Below are 17979 nucleotides of genomic sequence, written 5' to 3'. Positions count from 1 at the left end.
TCTCATTATCTGAACGCCCTTCGCTCGTCATCAGCAGTATCCTTGCTCGAGTTAAGCTTCTCGCAGGTGCTACTCCCTTCCGAAGGTATTGTTGTAATTTAGCTTCGTCTCCATCCTTCAAAGTCACGATGTAGGTCTTATTTCTTGGCACAATCTTAATCTTGACAAGTCTTATATGATTTATAATTTATGTTTTGGAGCAATAGTTTCCTCGCATAAACAATGAGAAAATACATACACAGAATCAAAATTTGATACCGATCTCCAGTCTTTTCCACATATGGGACAAATATATATTGAATAACCTGTCATATAAAAACTACTTTTTTAACTATAATATAAAATATATATCAAAAAAATAAGTTAAATCCCTGATCTTACGCTTGCATTCTCAATCAGGGTTATCCACTTGTTATCACCTTGAATCTCAATTCCACAGGCTTCAGCCGGGGTTCTACCATCTAAGCCTTCGTGGGGTCTTATGTAGTTATGAAATATCTGCATTCCTTGAAGGATAGGTGTCTCTTTGATCTTTAGACCTCTCATGGTCTTTTCCCTATCTCTGATCTCGCCATTGATCCGTTCCATCTTGTTATTGTTGGCTGGTCCCTTGAACTTTATGGCATTGCAATGCTGAGATTTGGGGTTTTTTGCCGTGTAGAATACCTTGTTAAACGCATCATGATAAGACGGCAACCCGTCAGTTATTAGGGTTTCAGGGCTTTTACCCGCTATATCTTTGGCGTTCTGGAATAGGTTCTTTGCATCATGTCGATCTTTAGTATCCGCTACCTCTTGAGCTATCCAGTATCTCGTCTCGTCATCCATCAGAGCAAAGAGATATTTCATATCGCCCCTTATCTTCACGTAAACTTCATCAGCCCGCCACGTTGAACTTACATCAGGCTTGATGTTATCGACGTAAGCCTTCATGATTCCCGTATACTTCGATATCCAGTTTGATACGGTTTGATGTGATACTTTTGTACCCATTAGTTTTAATGTCCTTTGCGTGTTTCTTAGAGAAGCCCCACTAAAATAAAGCTGCATAGCCATAGTTATTGCATGAGGATCGTGTCTCATCCCTTTAAACCCTAAATCTTTGCTGAATACCTTCTTGCAAGCCCTACATGCAAACCTTTGGACCTCGCCACGCTTATTATGCCTTATACCAGCCTTTGAGATATCTTCTGATCCGCAATACGGGCAACCCGTTATCGTTATACGTCCGAGTACTCTCTTCGCCTCTACCTGTTGCCTTATACCTAAGCTGATTTGGATAGCCCAAATATGCTTGCACCTAACACCTCTAAACCTGTGATCGGGGCAACTACACTTCCACCCGATTCTGGTATTATCGACATCATAATATCGGTCAACAGATTGCGATCTTACCCGATAGTGATCGTCACAAAGTCGGTATAACTGACCTTCGGTATGAGCTATCAATCGCCCTCTCTCTTCTCTTGGGTTCATATCTTGCATACTATGGTATATACCATTGTAGGTACTTAAACCTTACGCTTACCTCGGTATATACCAAAGTATTATATACTCTGAGGGCCTACTTACTGCTATGGTAAATCAGGCTAACGTTAAGCTTTACGCTTATAAATCAAGGCATAGCATCAACCTTCCCAGTGACTTTGTGAGAGATAGCGCTTTTCCTTTTGAGGTTGGGGAGGAGTTGGTGGCGAGGATAGATGGGAAGAGGGTGATTATTGAAAAACAATGTCTTTGAGAATATATTTTATTATTTATAAATTGTTTATTATTGTGTCGGCCATTTTAAGTGCGTTTTCGGCGTCTTTTTGATCAAATGATAGATTTCGTTTATAATCTACGTTTTTTCTGATATCAAATAGTGTTCCTAACAAATTCCCCAAATAAAATTTTTTATACTTTAATTTCTTTATAAGCTTAGAGTGTGAAATCTCATCATCATCTGGCAAGTTAAAATATATTTTTGTGGCATGAAATGCACTATAGTATGCACGGTTAATTGATGTCCTATAACATATCTCGTCCGATGTGATATTTTTTTGGCATAACGTCTCTGCTAAATCATAGAATGCTCTGCTTTGAACAACCATATTAATCACTTGAATTAAACTCAAGGTTGATGAGATCGAAGAGTTGTTCTGCTTTATTTGTAGGCCATATATCTTTTGAAGATATCATTAATCTTTTAAAAAACTTCTCTATTTCGTTGCTAACAGTTTCCCATAATACTAATACAGTATCAAACTCTACATTATATAATTCTACAAGTATATGTACTTGTTTCCATCCTATAATTTCATCGATTGTTTTATAGTTGATATATATTCGATAAGGATACTTTGTGGCTAATATGTTATCTATCATATCAAATATATTATTCATTATATAATCAAAGTACTTGTCTTGTTTAAGAAATTCTTCAATTTCATCACTCATATATATTCTTGATTTAACCAGAGAGGATATCTCGAAAATAGGTTGCGGTATAACGTATTCTGCTAGATTTAAGCGAGACCCCGTCGTATTTTTGATGCTTAAATTTAAACATGAAGCCGGAGTTAAAGGTTCAAAGTTACTTAAAACTTTATTGTCTACTTGGACTTGAAATGGATTATATGTCTCACACATCTTTACTCCTCGTTTACCTCGCCTAATTCCACCCTAAACAACCACAAAACATAAGAAACACACTTTATTACATCCAACATACTGTTGCCCAATTTATCTTCGGTGAGATTATCATAATATATTTCCTTTGCAAATTGAATACCCCTCGGATAACCAGCCGTTTCGTAAGTAGGATCAAACGCATAATTTGCAGGTAAATTAGTGATACTTTTAATTAAATTAAGCATAAATCCTTCACGATCTTTTGTCCTCATTGTTTCAAATATTTTTAGATGTGGTTCTCCTATTTTAACTTCGGCTATCACTGATATTGTAGTCTCCCATGTTTTTGGCTGAAAAACCGTAAAACCGATACCGATATCAGACATTCCATTAAGTTGAAAATATATATTTTCTTGTATCTGAGTAATTTCGGCACCAGATACCCCACGATGGCCCATCCAACTCTCAACAAAACGCTTTGCTTCGGCGGGGTTACTAATTGTCATAAATTAACCTCGACCTTCTTCGACGTAATGATGTAAGGTTCGTACACGTCTATGTGTATAAAGGTTTCGAAACGAGGGGATATATATATAAATCAATACACATTTAAACATATATCTAATTTTATACATTATTTTTGGTACACGACCCGGATATATCATGCCCATATAGCAACCGCACGTAAAAACGATGTCATCTAAAAAAATCGTTTTTGCCCACATTCTCAGTGTTACTCACCTTTCACGCCCAAATCTCTCAAATCTCACCTACCGATAACTTGACAGAACCCTGAGGGCGGCAGATATGACTGCGGTGATGAAGCTGGCCAAGATCCATTAGCAAGGCCTCTCTTAGGGGAGCCCCCCAGAGAGCCCCGAAATAGAGGCAATTATTGCTTATACCGGCAGTTACTTCATCACCTTCAGTCGTGAAGGGGTTCGCACGTGCCGGGGTGACCGAACGGCTAGGTGCGCGGCTGCAGACCGCGACAATCGGGTTCGACTCCCGACCCCGGCCTTATGATCGTCTCCAACACCATGACCGGCGAAAAGGAGGCCTTGAGGCCACTTCATGGGGGCCGGATCAACATCTTCGTCTGCGGCCCTACGGTCTATGACGACGCCCACATCGGGCACGCCCGGACCTATATAGCCTTCGACGTCGTCGCCCGGTATCTCAAGGCGAGGGGCTACAGCGTATTTTACCTTCAGAACATAACCGACGTCGATGATAAGATTATAGAGAGGGCAAAGAAGCTCGGGGTCGATCCGGCCGCCTTGGCCCGGAGGTTCGAGAGGAGATACCTCGAAGATATGAAGGCCCTCGGGGTCGAGAACGTCAATCTCTACGCCCGGGCGACGGAGCACATCCCCGAGATCATCAGCCAGATCGAGCGGCTGATGGCGAAGGGCTTCGCCTATGAGACGGAGAGCGGGGTCTACTTCGACGAGTCCAAGTTCGAGGAGTTTGGAAAGCTATCCCATAAGAGCATGGAAGATCCGGATAGGCACAGGATCGAGCCTGATCCGACCAAGAGAAATCGCGGCGACTTCACCCTCTGGAAGAAACGAAGCGGCGAGGAAGGTATCAGCTGGCAATCCCCCTGGGGTGAGGGCCGGCCCGGCTGGCACATAGAGGATACGGCGATAACAGAGGCGTACTTCGGACCCCAGTACGACATCCACGGAGGGGCTCTGGATCTGATATTTCCCCACCATGAGGCTGAGATCGCCCAGATGGAGTCCGTATCGGGGAAGGCGCCCATGGTCAGATGCTGGATGCATACCGGATTTTTGAATGTAAAGGGCGAGAAGATGTCCAAGTCCCTGGGAAACTTCATCACCATCCGAGAGCTTCTCAAGACTTGGGAGCCGGACGTCTTCCGGCTGGCCGTCCTCTCGGCCCATTACCGCACCCCCATCGACTTCTCCGAAGGCGTCCTCGATCAGTCCCGCCGGAGCCTGGAGAGGATCCGCCAGCTGGTCTCGACTATAGATCAGAGGCTCAAGGGGGAGGCTGACGATCTCCCTGCCCCGAAGGAAGATGAGGGGCTGGAAAGGGCAAGAACTGAATTCTTTGAGGCGATGGACGACGACTTCAACACCCCCAACGCCCTCCGGGTGGTCTTCGGGCTGGTAAGGGACCTCAACCGCCGAATGGACGAGGGAGACTTATCCATCGAAGGGATCCGGGCTGCCGGGGAGATGCTGGCGGAGTTCGGGGAGGTCCTGGGGTTGGACCTCTACGCGGAGGGATCTCGGGAGGAGGACGATAAACTGAGGGATGGGCTTCTCGCCCTCCTCCAGGAGGTCCGCCAGAGGCTGCGAGAGAAGAGGGAGTGGGAGCTTGCCGACGAGATAAGAGAAAGGCTCCTCGATCTCGACATCGTCCTGGAAGACAAAAACCAGGGCACGAACAGAGACCGAGATCGCGGGTGAGCTACCTTCGGAGAGCCGTTGGAGGGTAACCCTTAAATCCCAAAATAACGATTGTGAATCGGTGAAATAGAATGAGGGATCGTCTTTGTTGATGATGGAGAGATCGAACGGTCTTTTGAGAAGAAGGTTGAGCGGCTGCCACCGTCGGCAAAGCTCGTATTGAAGGTCCTGGAGTCCGGGTCCCTTCTAACCCAGAAGGATATCGTGAACAGGACATATCTTCCGGCAAGGACGGCCAGATATGCCCTCCGCCGCCTGCAGGATGAGAAGCTTCTTGTGAAGCAGTTCTACTTGCCGGATGCCCGCCAGCGGCTTTACAGACTGAAAACCAATACCTTCCTGACCAAAACAACCGGTTAAACTATATATTGAGGCTCTTCGCTATTCAGTGTGGGTAACTTCATGATAGCGATAAGCGGACTCGATCATGCAAATGCCTGCCATGAATTCCGTTCCTGAGTCAGCACGTAGCGATACATATCATGATCCTCCCTATTCCCGGCAGTCATGAAGTTATTGGGACCAAGCTACAGGATTGGCGATCCCTTAAATCCACCCACACAAAACAGCGAGGAGCCTATATTGATCTTTCTTCGCAGATGGCTCACCCCTGAGGATAATTGGGATGTCTATCTCGTCCTGGCATCCCTTGCCGCCCAATGGATGAAATCTACCCAACGCCCTCTACGGCCTTCCGGACCAACAGCTGAAGTAACACCGCTATGTCCTCTGTGCTGAAGATACGGGCGAGACTTCGGTCGAAGAGGATGGTGGCCTGGGACGGTATCTCCTCATCTCCTCCCCAGAATACGATTTTGATAATCCCTTCGGGGAAGGGGGAGATCTCCACGCCAACGTCGCCACATTTTACTGTTCTGCCGCCGAACCGCTGGAGCAGGTTTCGGATCAGTCCCTCGGGGTTTCGGTCAAAGCCTCCAACCAGAGGTTTGATGACGGTCTCCTCGAAGGCGGGCAGAAAGGATATACCTCCTTCGATCTCTCGAAACGAGATCCATTCTTCCTTCTCGATGGGTCTTTGCTTGCGTATGCCGATGAGGTAGTGGAGGACGAGTATGGATACATCATCCCGGTGGGGTTCTCCAAGGGTTGACGATATCGTTCTCTCTTTCGGGTTGACCAGATAGACGTCGGTCAGAAAGGAAACGGCAAACTCGAAGGTCGAGGGCGTCTCTTCCAGCTCTTTCCATCCCCTTTCGAGGGCGATTTCGTATCCCATAATCAACTCCGTTCTATCCCGTTTCGAGGTCGTCCCCACCCTCATGGGGCCTTCGTTCCCCCGACCGGACCTGAGCCGGATTTTCGCCGACCTCAAGCCACCTCTCCCCCGCGGGACGCACCTCCTTCTTCCAGATCGGAGCCCTCCTCTTCAGCTCCTCGAGGATGTACCTGCATCCATCGAAGGCATTTTTCCTGTGGGCTGCAGAACAGGCCACGATGACGATCTCATCCCCTATACGGAGGCGGCCGGAGCGGTGGATAACGACTGCCTCCAGGAGCCCGAACCTCGCCAGCGCCTCCTCCCTGATGGCCAGAAGCTCCTCCTCGGCCGCCTCTCTATATGTCTCGAGATGGAGTTCATCTATGCCGTCGTCCCTGACGGTCCCTATGAAGGCGACGACCGCCCCCGCATCATCTCTCTTGACGGCCTCGATCGCCTCATCCATCGAGAACTCCCCCTCGGCGATCAAGACCGGCTTGCTATGGGGAGATGGGTTATGACCCTTCATCAACCCCCCTCTCGGACGATCGCTGCCTCGTCCCAAGGGACGGAGGCCTGACCCTCCAAGGACCTGATCCGCTTTCCGCTCTTCATGATCACCACCGCGCCTCAACTTCAGCTCTTCGCTTATTCGAGACTGCGGCCTGAACAACAAGATCTCACCGACCGACTATATGCTGATGGAGGTGGTGAGAGTACACAACAAACCCGATGAAGGCCTCGACGTACCGCCTCCCAGAAGCGACGTCGTCCGGGTCGTAGTCCTTCGCGGAAGAGACAAGATGAAACCTCCTGGAGAGCTCCTCATCGACCGCAGCTCTCATGAACTCCAATAACTCCTCCGGGTCTCCCGACTCTATCGCCCTCTCCGCCCTGGGGACTACGGGACCCTCGTCGAGGCCAGCAGGTTTTATCCCGGTGTACGGGGCCCCCTCTCCGGCCCTGTGTAATCTGACCGCCGTCTCGAGGATCCAATCGTCTGCGACCTCTTTCGCCTCCTTTCCCAGCCTTCTGGCCTTCAGGCCCCTCTCGAAGACATCCTTCATCTCATCCTCGGAATCGGGGGGGATCCATATTAAAATAAAATTGACATTTCCGGCTTCCAAGGCCATGGATACAGCCTCTGCGATGGGCCCGTCCCTGGTATCACAATGTGGTGGCATTATAGAAATCCTCCTGACCTCCATATAGGAGAGGTCTCCATAATAACATTTGGGACCTCCATGGGATCGGCGTCGCCGACCAGAAGGATTCTCGCTATCTATTCTATCCATGACCTCGGACGTTTCATCCGACGGGCCGGATCATGCGGACCGAAATTCCCCTCATCCTCCCGCCACCGGTGGGAGGATCGCCACCTCGTCCCCCTCTTCCAGGACCGTTGCCAGCCCCTCCAGGGAGTCTATCCGCTCTCTGTTCCTCATGATGATGACGTACTCTCTCACCCGGCCGTCCTCTTCGAAGATGGCGGGACCGAGCCCCTGGTGGGACGAAACGAGAATCTCCAGGAGATCTCCCACCTTCGAAGCCTCTTCGAGGTCCAGATCCGTCTCCTTTCCCAGGATCTCCCTGAAGCTGGCAAAGGCCCTGACATGTATCAACATTTTTCCTCCAATATATCCGCTATGCCGCATGCTACCGACAGGCCCCAAACAGCCTGCTGATCCCGTCGCTGGTGACCATCCCCTGGACCCTTCCCTCTCCGTCCAGGACGGGGAGGGCGGATATGTCGTGATCCTTCATCCTTCTGGCGGCCGTCTCGATGGAGTCCCCCTCGAGGATCGTCAGGACGTTCTGGGTCATGATCTCCCGCAGCCTGGTATACTTCATGGCCACCGCCTTGGATATATCCCAGGCGGTGACGATCCCAGCGAGCCTTCCGTTCTCATCGGTCACCGGCAGGTGGGTCACCTCCCGCTCCACCATGACCCTGGCAGCGTCCTCGACGCTGCCGCCAAGGCCTATCGTCACCACATCCCTCGTCATGATCTCACCGGCAGTGCCACGGGAGAGGAAGTTTCTCAGGATGTAGTTCATCTGACCCGACTCCAGGAGGAAGGCGTCGTGACCGTAGTTGGACGCGATCTCGCAGTCCCTCACATCCACATCGTTGGAGGCCAGGGCCTCGACGATCTCCCGGGACTGATAGGGGGGATACAGCCAGTCGGAGGTGATGGAGATGACCAGGACCTTGGCCTTCACCCCCCGAAAGGCCTCGGCGAGGGTCCCCTCCCCGGCGAGGTCGAAGTAGTCGATCGCCTTGGTGATGTAGAGGTAGGAGTTGGCGTCAAACCGCTTGATGAAGTTCTCGCCGTGGTAGCGCAGGTAGCTCTCCACCTGGAATTCCAGGTCCATATGGAAGCTGTACTCGCTCTTGTCCTGGAGGCGCCGGCCGAACTTCTCTTCCATCGCCCCGTCGCTGAGGTAAGTTATATGGCCGACCATCCTGGCGAGGGCGAGCCCCCGCCCCGGCGGCGGACCGCCGTAGTAGCCGCCGCCGTTCCAGTCGGGATCGGATATTATCGCCCTGCGCCCCACCTCGTTGAAGGCGATCTGTTGGGGGGAGGAGTAGGCGCTCGTCGCTATCGGTACCGCCATCCGGACCATCTCGGGGTAGGATACGCACCACTGGAGGACCTGCATCCCCCCGAAGGAGCCTCCCACCACGGCGAAGAGCCTCCTTATCCCCAGGTGGTCTATCAGCCTCTTCTGGACCGCCACCATGTCCCTTATGGTGATGATCGGCATATCCAGGCCGTAGGGCTTTCCGGTCTTCGGATTGGTGGAGGAGGGGCCGGTAGTCCCCTTGCACCCCGCGAGGACGTTGGAGCAGATGACGAAGTACCTGCTCGTATCAAGCCCCTTCCCAGGGCCTATGACGTCGTCCCACCAGCCGGGCTTCTCCTCTCCGTCTCTATAACCTGCGGCGTGGGCGTCCCCGGAGAGGGCGTGGCAGACGAGGACGGCGTTCTCCTTATCCCGGTTCAGACGGCCGTAGGTCTCGAAGGCGACCTCAACTCCGGTGAGCCGGTCGCCATGATCCAGGACCAGATCCTCCGGGATCCTGAAGGTCCCGGCCCTGACCCTGCCGACGGAATTTCTCTTCATCTCACCGCCCTGGCGAGAGCCTGATCCAGGTCTGCTATGATGTCTTCGACGTCTTCGATCCCCACCGAAAGTCGTATGAAATCCGGGGTGACCCCACAGGCCTCCTGCTCCTCAGGGGTCAGCTGCTGGTGGGTCGTCGAGGCGGGGTGGATCACCAGGCTCTTGGAATCGCCGATATTCGCAAGGTGGCTGAATAGCTCCACCGACTCGATGAACCTCTTGCCTGCCTCCATCCCCCCCTTGATCCCGAAGCCGAGGATGGCGCCGTACCTCCCCCCGAGGTATCTCCTGGCGAGGTCTTGGCTCGGATGATCTTCAAGCCCCGGATAGTTAACCCATGTTACGGCGGGATGGTCCCTGAGGTGCTCAGCCACCCTCATGGCGTTCTCCGAGTGCCTCTCGACCCTGAGGGCGAGGGTCTCCAGCCCCTGGAGGGAGAGGAAGGCGTTGAAGGGGCTGAGGCAGGGCCCCAGGTCCCGGAGGAGCTGGACCCGGACCTTGATGATGAAGGCGACGTTCCCAAGGCCGGGAAAGCTCCCGAAGGTCTCCCAGAACCGCAGGCCGTGGTAGCTGGGGTCGGGCTCGGTGAACTCCGGGAACTTTCCCCTCGACCAGTCGAACCTCCCCGAGTCTACTATGACCCCGCCGATGGAGTTTCCGTGGCCGTTGATGAACTTGGTCGCCGAGAGGACGACTATGTCGGCTCCGTAGTCGATGGGCCGTGTCAAGCCCACACCGACGGTGTTGTCGACGACGAAGGGGACCTCTGAACGATGGGCGATCTCTGCAATCTTTTCAAATTCGGGGACGTCGAGCTTCGGATTTCCGATCGTCTCCGCGTATACCGCCCTCGTCCTGGCGGTGATGGCATCCTCGAACTTCTCCGGATCGGTGGAGTCGACGAACCTCACCCTCCTGCCCAGCTTCGGAAAGGTGTAGTTGAAGAGCTGATAGGTGCCGCCGTAGAGGTTGTCGGCGGAGACGATCTCGTCTCCCACCTCGGTTATGGCCAGGAGGGCGAGGGAGATCGCCGACATCCCGGAAGAAACGGCCAGCGCTCCGGTACCGCCCTCCAGGGCGGCGATCCGCCGCTCGAGGACGTCGCAGGTGGGGTTCATCATCCGGGAGTAGATGTTGCCAAACTCCTTTAAGGCAAATAAGCTGGCCGCGTGATCTGCGCTCTTGAATACATACGAGGAGGTCTGATATATGGGCACAGCTCTGGCCCCCGTCGTCGGATCCGGATCTTCCTGGCCAGCGTGGACGGCCAGAGTCCCCATCCCCAGCTTCTTCTCTCTCATCTTTATTTTCTCCTTCAGCTGATCTTCAAACCATATCTTTCGGCGATCTCCAGAAACGACCCTGCGGCGTAATCCACCTGGCCCGGAGTGAGGCCGTAGGTGTTCAGTTTCCAGACCCTGGTGGCGCCGGCAAACTCGCCTATGATCCCCCGCCTCTTCAGCTCGTCGCTGAGGAAGTAGCCGCGCCTCTTGTGGGTCTTTGCCACCCGGTCGAAAGACTCGGTGGTGTCGACCTTCGAGAGGGTGTGCCTCCTGGGAAGCTCGCTCAATACCCTCGTCCCCTCGATCCGGGAGAGCTCCCTGAGGAATCGGTTCGACTTCGCCACCTCATCGTCCCAGGCCGCCGTCCTCGCCTTCACCCTGGGAAAAGAGGCGATCATGGAGATGAGGGTCCCTCCCATGAGGGTGCACCCCATATTCTCCACCTCCTTGATCCCGAACCTCCTATTGGTGACGTCCCCCACAATCTCGGTCGTCCGAAAGACCCTCTCGGCCCACTCTTCGGTTGTGGCGAGGACCCCGGAGGGGGCCATCGCGGCCATGCTCTTGTGGCCGGAGCCTACGACGAAGTCCGCACCGATCTCTTTGCCGTCGACGGGCATCACCCCCACGGTGTATGCCCCGTTGTAGAGGAAGGGTATCCCGTAATCCTTCGCCACCTTTCCGATGCCGCGGACCTCGTGCTCGTTTCCGAACTGGTAGTCGAAGTGGTCGATCATGATGAGCTTCGGCAGCGTTCCAGTCTCGGCTTTCACTTCCTCTATCTTCTGGGCCGTCGCCTCCGCTGTAACCACGTTCCTCTCGTTCAGAGGCACCTCCCGGACGACCCCTCCCGCGACCTCGACGGCGAGAAACTCGGTGTAGTGGGCGAGGGAGGATACGATGACGAAGTCCCCCTTCTCCAGGAGGGACTGGGTCACCGCCTGAAAGCCCCGCCTCGCTCCCGGGACGACCCTCGCCACGTCCATGTGGAGAAACTCCGCCAGCTCCGCGTGGAACGCCTCCACAGGAGGGCGGGCGATCTTGTCGAGGCGGAAGGGTTTTCGGCAGTGGTCGCAGGTGGAGTAGCCGTCACCGTAGGATATGACCGCCTTGCGGGCCTCGGGGGTGAGCCTGCCGGCCGCCTGGATCGGGTTGATGTTTATGTAATCCTCTTCGCGGCTACGAACCTCTATCCCGTCGCAGACCCGCCCCGAGGGCGGCTCGCCGCCGCCATCCTCGATCTCGTCTATGATCCCCCGGACCCTCGCAAGAGCCTCCGCAAACTCCCTCTCCTCGCCTTCGTCGAGGCCGCTGGGGAGGGACTGTCTGAAGATCTCTCTTACGTCTTCCAGGGCGAAGAGGGCCTCATAAGTCTTCTGTATCCTGGTCCTTCTTGAAACGTTCATCTCGTCTTCCTCTCAAGCCGAGGGTGAGAATCGAACTCACGTGGATCCGGTCTGCAGCCGAATGCATAGCCACTCTGCCACCTCGGCCCTGAGTTCACAATCGTGAACACAGCGTTAACGATTGTTATCTATATGAAGCTTGTGACCCCGGATCCAGAGGACCCGGATGGATGATGGCCGGAAAGCCCCGGGTCCTGATATCATCCCGATGGATCCATCATCGACTCGAAGAAGACCGGCCAGAAGGGATCCTGCTCCGGGATCTCCAGGGGGACCGTCCTCCCATCCGACCTATTCATGACCCTCTCCCCGGGATCGGCGGTGACGGTCCCCACCACCGAGGCCCTTATTCCGGCAGAATGAAGCCTTCTGATGATCTCTTCCGAAGAACCCGGCTTCGCCGTGATGATGAGGGCGCCCTCGGCGATGGCGGCCACCGGATCTATCCCGAAGAAGTCGCATATCATCTTCACCTCTTCGGGGTAGATGAAGGAGGCCTCGTCGACTATCATACCGACACCGCTTGCGTTAGCCACCTCGAAGAGCCCCCCGATGACTCCGCCCTCAGTGGCGTCGTGCATCGAGGTCACTCCGCCCGCCTCCACCGCCACCATGGCGTCCTTCACCACGCTCATCTCTTTACAGAGGGCTTTGGCCCTCTCTACAAGATCTTTCGGATGGCTCTTGAGGAGGGCATTCTCCCGCACCGTCGCCAGGATTCCGGCCGCCTCTATCGCCGGCCCCTTGGTCAGGATCACGTCGTCTCCGGGCCTCGCCCCTCTGGGGGTGACGTACCCGCCCTCCTCGGCCACGGCGAAGACGGTCACCCCGCCAATTAGGGGGGCTGCAAGTCCAGGGTACCTACCGGTATGCCCGCCTACTATGGCTATATCCAACTCCAGAGCAGCCTGGTGTATCGCGTCGACGATGGTCCTGAAGTCAATGTCGTCGGTCTCAGGTGGCATCAGGAGGGTATAGGTCATGTACCTGGGCTTGACGCCCATGACGGCCACGTCGCTGGCGCCTATATGGACCGCATACCAGCCGAAGAGGTCCAGGGGCTGGCCCGATATCCCAAAGATGGGGTCCTCGGCGACGATCAGGACCTTTCCGTCCCCCAGGTCCACTACCCCTGCGTCGACACCGGTGAAGGGGGGAACGAGGACCGTATCGTCCTCGGCCCCCAGCCTTTTGAGGATAAAGTTGGAGAAGATGGATAGGTCGATCTTTCCGATCTTGGTCTCAGGTCCTTTCATGAAAAGACCTCGCAATCTCGCAGACCTCGCGGACGACCTCCAAGGGATCCCTGCCGATCAGGACCGTCACCGGCTCCTTTCCCACCGCCCCGGTCTCGTAGAAGAGCTTGGGGATCCGGCCCCCGGCAGCCTCTATCGCCTCGGAGACCTTCCAGGGCATGGAGCTTCCCTCCATCTCTTTTATCTCATCCGGCTCCTTTCTCCTGTCGATGACGCTATATGTCCATCCCTTCTCCGCGGCGTACCCCTCCAGCCACTCTGCCAGCCTGGAATCGTTGGCGAAGTTTACCCCGGCCCGATAGGCGGGGTCCCTCTTCATTACCTCCATGATCAGCCTCGCCATGTGGCTTGAAGCGCCGAACCTCGGCCTTCCGGCTGCATGGGGCATCCCTCCGACGACGGTTATCCGTCCGTCCACGGCCAGGACATCCTCCGGGGACCCCGGATTCGGCCTCGAGTAGACGAGGTTGGTCCTCACCTCCGGGATCAGGGGCGAAAACTCTTTGCAGCTCTCGATCTCTTCTATGGCCAGGGAGATCTTTCCGTACATCTGGATGTCTTCTTCGATGGTCACAATATCCCGCCAAAACGATGGTTCATTAAAAATGGTGCTCCTCCGGGGATCCAGAGGTCTCCTCGGATCAATTTTTAAGATTATGCCGCGGCACAGTCGCATCTGCCGCAATCGCAGTTGCCGCATTCACACGGACTACAGTCACATCCGCCGCAGTCGCAGTTGCCGCATTCACACGGACTACAGTCACATCCGCCGCAATCGCAGTTGCCGCATTCACACGGACTACAGTCACATCCGCCGCAATCGCAGTTGCAGTCGGAGCATTCTGTGGGCTCCTGACAGTCACAAACATTTCCACAGAAGCCGAGGGCCCCCATAGGCAACAGCACCAAAAATAGCGCTACCGCCAACAGAAGTCTATATGCGTCCATATTTTTCTAACCCCTTTTCTTGAGTCCACAATTCACAATTGCGAACCGATCCCATATAACAATTGTTATTTGATATAGATTTTGGTCGGGGATGCCGCAACTTTTATATTGAAGATATTCACAATTGTGACTCGTCGTACTGGATTCGAGGCCCTTTTCCCTCTCGGGGGTTTGGGAAAGGTCTGGGCGCATATGGTGGAATGGAAAGAACCGGAAACATCTACGATTTAGAGGTATGTTGTAATGAAGTTGCGGTTCAACCACCTCCTGCGCCCAAGAGATGGATCCAAAATGGAGATGGAAGGATGATAGATCTCAGAATTGCTGCAAAGGCGTTCATTTCGTTGAGCTTGATGATGGCTATGGCTCTCACCTGCCAGGCCGCGAATACGCCAGAAGAGCTGGAAGGAGATGTCATCGAGATAGGGGAGATTTACGATGAATTCTCCGCTTTCGAGGATGAGACGGTGATCGTAGAGGGAGAGATAGTGTATGAATGTGGATCTGGATGCTGGTTTGTCTTAGACGATGAGACAGGAAGCATCTTTGTGGACATCTTCCCGAGCAACTTCGTCATCCCCCAGGAGAGGGGCTCAGAGGCGAAGGTCTATGGGAGGCTTTCCAGCAGGGACAATTCTCCCTACATAATAGGAGAGATCGTTGAGATAGACGGAGAGACATATAGATGAACTTTCTCACCCTGGCGGCGAAGAACCTGATGAGGCGACGGGGAAGGACGCTGTTGACGGTTATGGGGGTGGCCATATCCATCTCTGTCCTCTTCAGCCTTCTAGCTCTGAACTCCGGCTACGAAATGGGCCTGAACAGAGAGATGAACAGCCTCGGGGCCCACATCCTAGCGGTGCCGAAGGGCTGTCCCTACGAGGCCGCATCCCTGGTGATGCACGGCGGGGTGATACCCAAGTATCTGTCCGACAATGATCTGGAGATGGTCACCAGCATCGAAGGCGTGAATATCGCCTCCCCCCTGCTGATGTACCAGTTCTACCTCAAGGACCAAAATACCGGCGAGAGGGTGCCTCACATCGTCTACGGCATTGATATCGATGAGATGAAAAAGCTGAAGCCCTGGTGGAAGGTGGAGGGCAGGTTCTTCGAGGATAATGAGACGAAGGTGATGGTCGTCGGAAGAGGGCTCGCGGAGTACGAGAACCTGACTGTGGGGCAGATCCTTCCCTTCGGTCCCGATAAGGAGGATTTCACCATCGTCGGCATCCTGGGGAGAACAGGAGACCAGGACGACCAGTTCCACTTTCTGCCCCTCTCCGAGGCCCAGCGCCTCGACAGGAAGGAGGGTAAGATCACCACCATAGCCGTGAGGGTGGATGATCTGGGGAGGATCGCCGAGATCTCGAGAGAGATGGAGAAGATACCGGACGTGCAGGTGGTGACCATGACCCAGGTGATGGGGACCATAATGAACCTGGCGGCATCGGCCAGATCCCTCCTGCTCACCGTCATCGCCATCGCCATGATCATAAGTGCCTTCGGCATCCTCAATACCCTCCTCATGTCGGTTAATGAGAGGACCAGAGAGTTCGGGATGCTCAAGGCGATAGGAGCATCGGGCCTGGATGTCGGCAAGATGATCATGGCCGAGACCCTGATCATCACCGTCGCCGGCGGGGTGATCGGAGTCGTCGTCTCTATCGGCGGATCGAGCATCATCGAGGGATTCGTGAAGAGCATGCTCCCCTACTCCCCCAGCGGCTCTTTCATCCACATCAGCCCTGAGCTGGTGGGCTTCAGCCTCCTATTCTCAGTGGGGCTCGGAATTGTATGCGGGATATACCCGGCCTTCAAGTCCTCGCGGCTCACCCCCATGGAGGCGATAAGAGGTGGTCTAGAATGAACAAGATCCTGGAGGCCGAAGGCCTCACCAAGATCTACAGGCGCGGGCGGGAGGATATCCACGCCCTGAATGAGGTCGACTTCAGCGTGGATGAGGGCGAGTTCGTCTCCATCATCGGCCCCTCCGGCTCGGGCAAGACGGCGCTGTTGAACGTTCTCGGCTGCCTGGACACCCCCACAAAGGGAAGCGTGAGGCTGAACGGCACCGAGACCTCTCATCTCAAAGAGAGGGAGCTGGTGAGGCTGCGGCGTGAGAACATAGGCTTTGTCTTCCAGCAGTTCTACCTGATACCGACCCTCACCGCCAGGGAGAACGTCGAGCTCCCCCTCCTATTCAGCCACAAGAACGGGAACGAAAGTAGGATCGACGAGATCCTGGATATGGTGGGTCTCGAAGAGAGGGGCGATCATCTGCCGGGTCAGCTATCCGGCGGCGAGATGCAGCGCGTGGCCATCGGCCGGGCCCTCATAAACGACCCGAAGATGATCCTCGCCGACGAGCCGACGGGAAACCTCGACTCTTTGACCTCTCTGATGATCTTCAATCTCTTCAGGGATCTGAAAGAGAGAGGTCTTACGCTGGTGATAGTCACCCACAATATGGATCTGGCGAAGCAAGCGGAGAGGATGTACACTCTCCGGGACGGCCAGATGGTCAGCTGTGAAAAGCTGACCTCTCCCGGAAACGGGGTCGTGGAAGGGAGGAGATGAGTTCAATTGATCTTGTTGGCCGGGGCGGTTGGGAGAAGGTCCAACGCCTGCGTCCAAAATTTTTTAGAGTGCGTTCGATGATTTTGAGATATTTTTGCAGAGGTACGAGATTATGAGTTTTGAGATCAGAAAAATTTCGAACCCAATTTTGGCTTCGATGCTATTGGCGGTCGCCCTTGCCGGGACGAATGCCGCCGTGGGAGAGCCATATTGCTGCACCGTCGGAGATTACAGCGGATGGTCAGGGGCAGATTTTCTTAAAGATACGTCTCCTATAAATCCCGGCTCCGGCAGCATATCCACCCCAGCCTCGCAGGCGGCAGAGTCTGCTATTTCTGAAGAATCTATAGAGAGATCAACCCCTGCCCCGGAGGTGGTGCTGAATGTCTTCATCGATCCAGAGAGCCTGATACCGGGGGCGGTCCAGATCGACTACCGCGACCTCCTGGACGGGTCCGGGATGCCCAGGTCGATCTCTGAGCTCTCCGGGATACTGGGGAACGCCGGAATATCCCGAAACGACTCAGTGATCGTATATAGCGATGATCCCTTTGTCGCCACTTTCGTCTATCTGATCCTCGATTACCTCGGTCAGGAGAGGATCGAGCTTTTGGAGGATGCCACCGAGATCAAAGAGAGCGAGCCGACGGCCAAGTCCCCGACGGATTACACGCCCGCGCCAAAAACGGATCTGATCGTGAACTTTGAATCTCTTGATGGCGATGGGACCCAGGTGGTGGATGCGAAGTCATCGGAGGAGTATTCCGTCGAATCCATACCGGGATCCAGGAAGATCCCCTACGATGCGGTCCTGGATAATGGAAGGATCAAAGGCGGAGCCGAGCTGGAGGACCTATTCACCGGGATTGAGAGAGACGAGCCAGTGGCGGTATATTCAGATGACGCCTTTCACGCATCGGCGGTCTGGTATGCTCTGAAACGGGAGGGCTATGATCCCCGGATCTTCGCGGGGGACGACTGGTCCACAAATCTGGTAAATAATTAGGATCCGCATAGGATCCGCATAGGATCCGCATAGGATCCGCATAGGATCCGCATAGGATCCGCATAGGATCCGCATAGGATCCGCATAGGATCCGC

The 17979-nt window shown here is 54.2% G+C and carries 20 protein-coding genes and 2 tRNA genes; 8 read left to right on the top strand and 14 right to left on the bottom strand.

Annotation, left to right across the window (positions count from 1 at the left end; translation table 11 throughout):
• Window positions 1–363 precede the first annotated feature (363 nt).
• Window positions 364–1485, bottom strand: a complete 1122-nt coding sequence (locus tag P0O24_RS06085) for an IS6 family transposase (protein ID WP_316968854.1) — start codon at window positions 1483–1485, stop codon at window positions 364–366.
• A 91-nt stretch (window positions 1486–1576) separates the two neighbouring features.
• On the opposite strand from P0O24_RS06085, the gene P0O24_RS06080 reads away from it, so the two are divergent.
• The gene (locus P0O24_RS06080; protein ID WP_316968853.1) at window positions 1577–1741 is read left to right on the top strand and encodes a hypothetical protein; all 165 of its coding nucleotides are present in this window, start codon (window positions 1577–1579) and stop codon (window positions 1739–1741) included.
• Window positions 1742–1757: 16 nt separating this feature from the next.
• Here P0O24_RS06080 and P0O24_RS12530 read toward each other — a convergent pair whose 3' ends face one another.
• From P0O24_RS12530 to P0O24_RS06070, 3 genes are read right to left on the bottom strand one after another with little or no spacing between them, the layout of a single operon-like run.
• A complete protein-coding gene (locus tag P0O24_RS12530) occupies window positions 1758–2093 on the bottom strand; it encodes a HEPN domain-containing protein (protein WP_394356716.1) in 336 nt (111 codons plus the stop codon).
• Window position 2094: 1 nt separating this feature from the next.
• On the bottom strand, window positions 2095–2631 hold the full coding sequence (locus P0O24_RS06075) for a hypothetical protein (protein WP_316968852.1): 537 nt from the start codon (window positions 2629–2631) through the stop codon (window positions 2095–2097).
• 2 nt (window positions 2632–2633) lie between these two features.
• Entirely contained in the window at window positions 2634–3119 is a 486-nt protein-coding gene (locus P0O24_RS06070; protein ID WP_316968851.1) for a DUF2299 family protein, read from the bottom strand.
• A 443-nt stretch (window positions 3120–3562) separates the two neighbouring features.
• Here P0O24_RS06070 and P0O24_RS06065 point away from each other — a divergent pair.
• The 3 genes from P0O24_RS06065 (at window position 3563) to P0O24_RS06055 (ending at window position 5414) form a co-directional block, all read left to right on the top strand.
• Window positions 3563–3633: transfer RNA gene (locus P0O24_RS06065), tRNA-Cys, on the top strand.
• Window positions 3634–3635: 2 nt separating this feature from the next.
• On the top strand, window positions 3636–5054 hold the full coding sequence (gene cysS / locus P0O24_RS06060; protein WP_316968850.1) for a cysteine--tRNA ligase: 1419 nt from the start codon (window positions 3636–3638) through the stop codon (window positions 5052–5054).
• 159 nt (window positions 5055–5213) lie between these two features.
• Entirely contained in the window at window positions 5214–5414 is a 201-nt protein-coding gene (locus tag P0O24_RS06055; protein WP_316968849.1) for a hypothetical protein, read from the top strand.
• A 310-nt stretch (window positions 5415–5724) separates the two neighbouring features.
• Here P0O24_RS06055 and P0O24_RS06050 read toward each other — a convergent pair whose 3' ends face one another.
• The 10 genes from P0O24_RS06050 to P0O24_RS06005 all read right to left on the bottom strand — a co-directional run bounded on the left by P0O24_RS06050 (window position 5725) and on the right by P0O24_RS06005 (window position 13921).
• Window positions 5725–6291, bottom strand: a complete 567-nt coding sequence (locus tag P0O24_RS06050) for a DUF3786 domain-containing protein (protein ID WP_316968848.1) — start codon at window positions 6289–6291, stop codon at window positions 5725–5727.
• Window positions 6292–6304: 13 nt separating this feature from the next.
• A complete protein-coding gene (locus P0O24_RS06045) occupies window positions 6305–6802 on the bottom strand; it encodes a molybdenum cofactor biosynthesis protein MoaE (RefSeq protein WP_316968847.1) in 498 nt (165 codons plus the stop codon).
• A gap of 151 nt (window positions 6803–6953) precedes the next feature.
• Entirely contained in the window at window positions 6954–7457 is a 504-nt protein-coding gene (locus P0O24_RS06040) for a DUF6448 family protein (protein ID WP_316968846.1), read from the bottom strand.
• 162 nt (window positions 7458–7619) lie between these two features.
• A complete protein-coding gene (locus tag P0O24_RS06035) occupies window positions 7620–7898 on the bottom strand; it encodes a ubiquitin-like small modifier protein 1 (protein WP_316968845.1) in 279 nt (92 codons plus the stop codon).
• Window positions 7899–7929: 31 nt separating this feature from the next.
• Window positions 7930–9402, bottom strand: coding sequence for a homoserine O-acetyltransferase MetX (gene metX, locus P0O24_RS06030; RefSeq protein ID WP_316968844.1), 1473 nt, complete (start codon window positions 9400–9402; stop codon window positions 7930–7932).
• Window positions 9399–10703, bottom strand: a complete 1305-nt coding sequence (locus tag P0O24_RS06025; protein ID WP_316968843.1) for an O-acetylhomoserine aminocarboxypropyltransferase/cysteine synthase family protein — start codon at window positions 10701–10703, stop codon at window positions 9399–9401. The genes metX and P0O24_RS06025 overlap by 4 nt, the downstream gene beginning before the upstream one ends.
• Before the next feature lie 14 nt (window positions 10704–10717).
• A complete protein-coding gene (gene pscS, locus P0O24_RS06020) occupies window positions 10718–12091 on the bottom strand; it encodes an O-phospho-L-seryl-tRNA:Cys-tRNA synthase (protein ID WP_316968842.1) in 1374 nt (457 codons plus the stop codon).
• Window positions 12092–12106: 15 nt separating this feature from the next.
• A tRNA-Cys gene (locus P0O24_RS06015) sits at window positions 12107–12178 on the bottom strand.
• Window positions 12179–12291: 113 nt separating this feature from the next.
• Entirely contained in the window at window positions 12292–13347 is a 1056-nt protein-coding gene (locus P0O24_RS06010; protein ID WP_316968841.1) for an AIR synthase family protein, read from the bottom strand.
• On the bottom strand, window positions 13334–13921 hold the full coding sequence (locus tag P0O24_RS06005; protein WP_316968840.1) for a thiamine-phosphate synthase family protein: 588 nt from the start codon (window positions 13919–13921) through the stop codon (window positions 13334–13336). Before P0O24_RS06005 ends, P0O24_RS06010 begins: the two co-directional genes overlap by 14 nt.
• A 574-nt stretch (window positions 13922–14495) precedes the next feature.
• Here P0O24_RS06005 and P0O24_RS06000 point away from each other — a divergent pair.
• The 4 genes from P0O24_RS06000 to P0O24_RS05985 all read left to right on the top strand — a co-directional run bounded on the left by P0O24_RS06000 (window position 14496) and on the right by P0O24_RS05985 (window position 17884).
• The gene (locus tag P0O24_RS06000) at window positions 14496–14984 is read left to right on the top strand and encodes a hypothetical protein (RefSeq protein WP_316968839.1); all 489 of its coding nucleotides are present in this window, start codon (window positions 14496–14498) and stop codon (window positions 14982–14984) included.
• Window positions 14981–16168 carry an ABC transporter permease gene (locus tag P0O24_RS05995; protein ID WP_316968838.1) on the top strand — a complete coding sequence of 396 codons (1188 nt, stop codon included), beginning with the start codon at window positions 14981–14983 and terminating at the stop codon, window positions 16166–16168. Before P0O24_RS06000 ends, P0O24_RS05995 begins: the two co-directional genes overlap by 4 nt.
• Window positions 16165–16878, top strand: coding sequence for an ABC transporter ATP-binding protein (locus tag P0O24_RS05990; RefSeq protein ID WP_316968837.1), 714 nt, complete (start codon window positions 16165–16167; stop codon window positions 16876–16878). Before P0O24_RS05995 ends, P0O24_RS05990 begins: the two co-directional genes overlap by 4 nt.
• A 112-nt stretch (window positions 16879–16990) precedes the next feature.
• Entirely contained in the window at window positions 16991–17884 is an 894-nt protein-coding gene (locus tag P0O24_RS05985; RefSeq protein WP_316968836.1) for a sulfurtransferase, read from the top strand.
• Window positions 17885–17979: the final 95 nt, after the last annotated feature.

Source organism: Candidatus Methanocrinis alkalitolerans, from assembly GCF_029167205.1.
Classification (GTDB): domain Archaea; phylum Halobacteriota; class Methanosarcinia; order Methanotrichales; family Methanotrichaceae; genus Methanocrinis; species Methanocrinis alkalitolerans.
The sequence above is the reverse complement of the archived record's forward strand: the minus strand, read 5'-3'. Positions and strand labels throughout refer to the sequence as shown.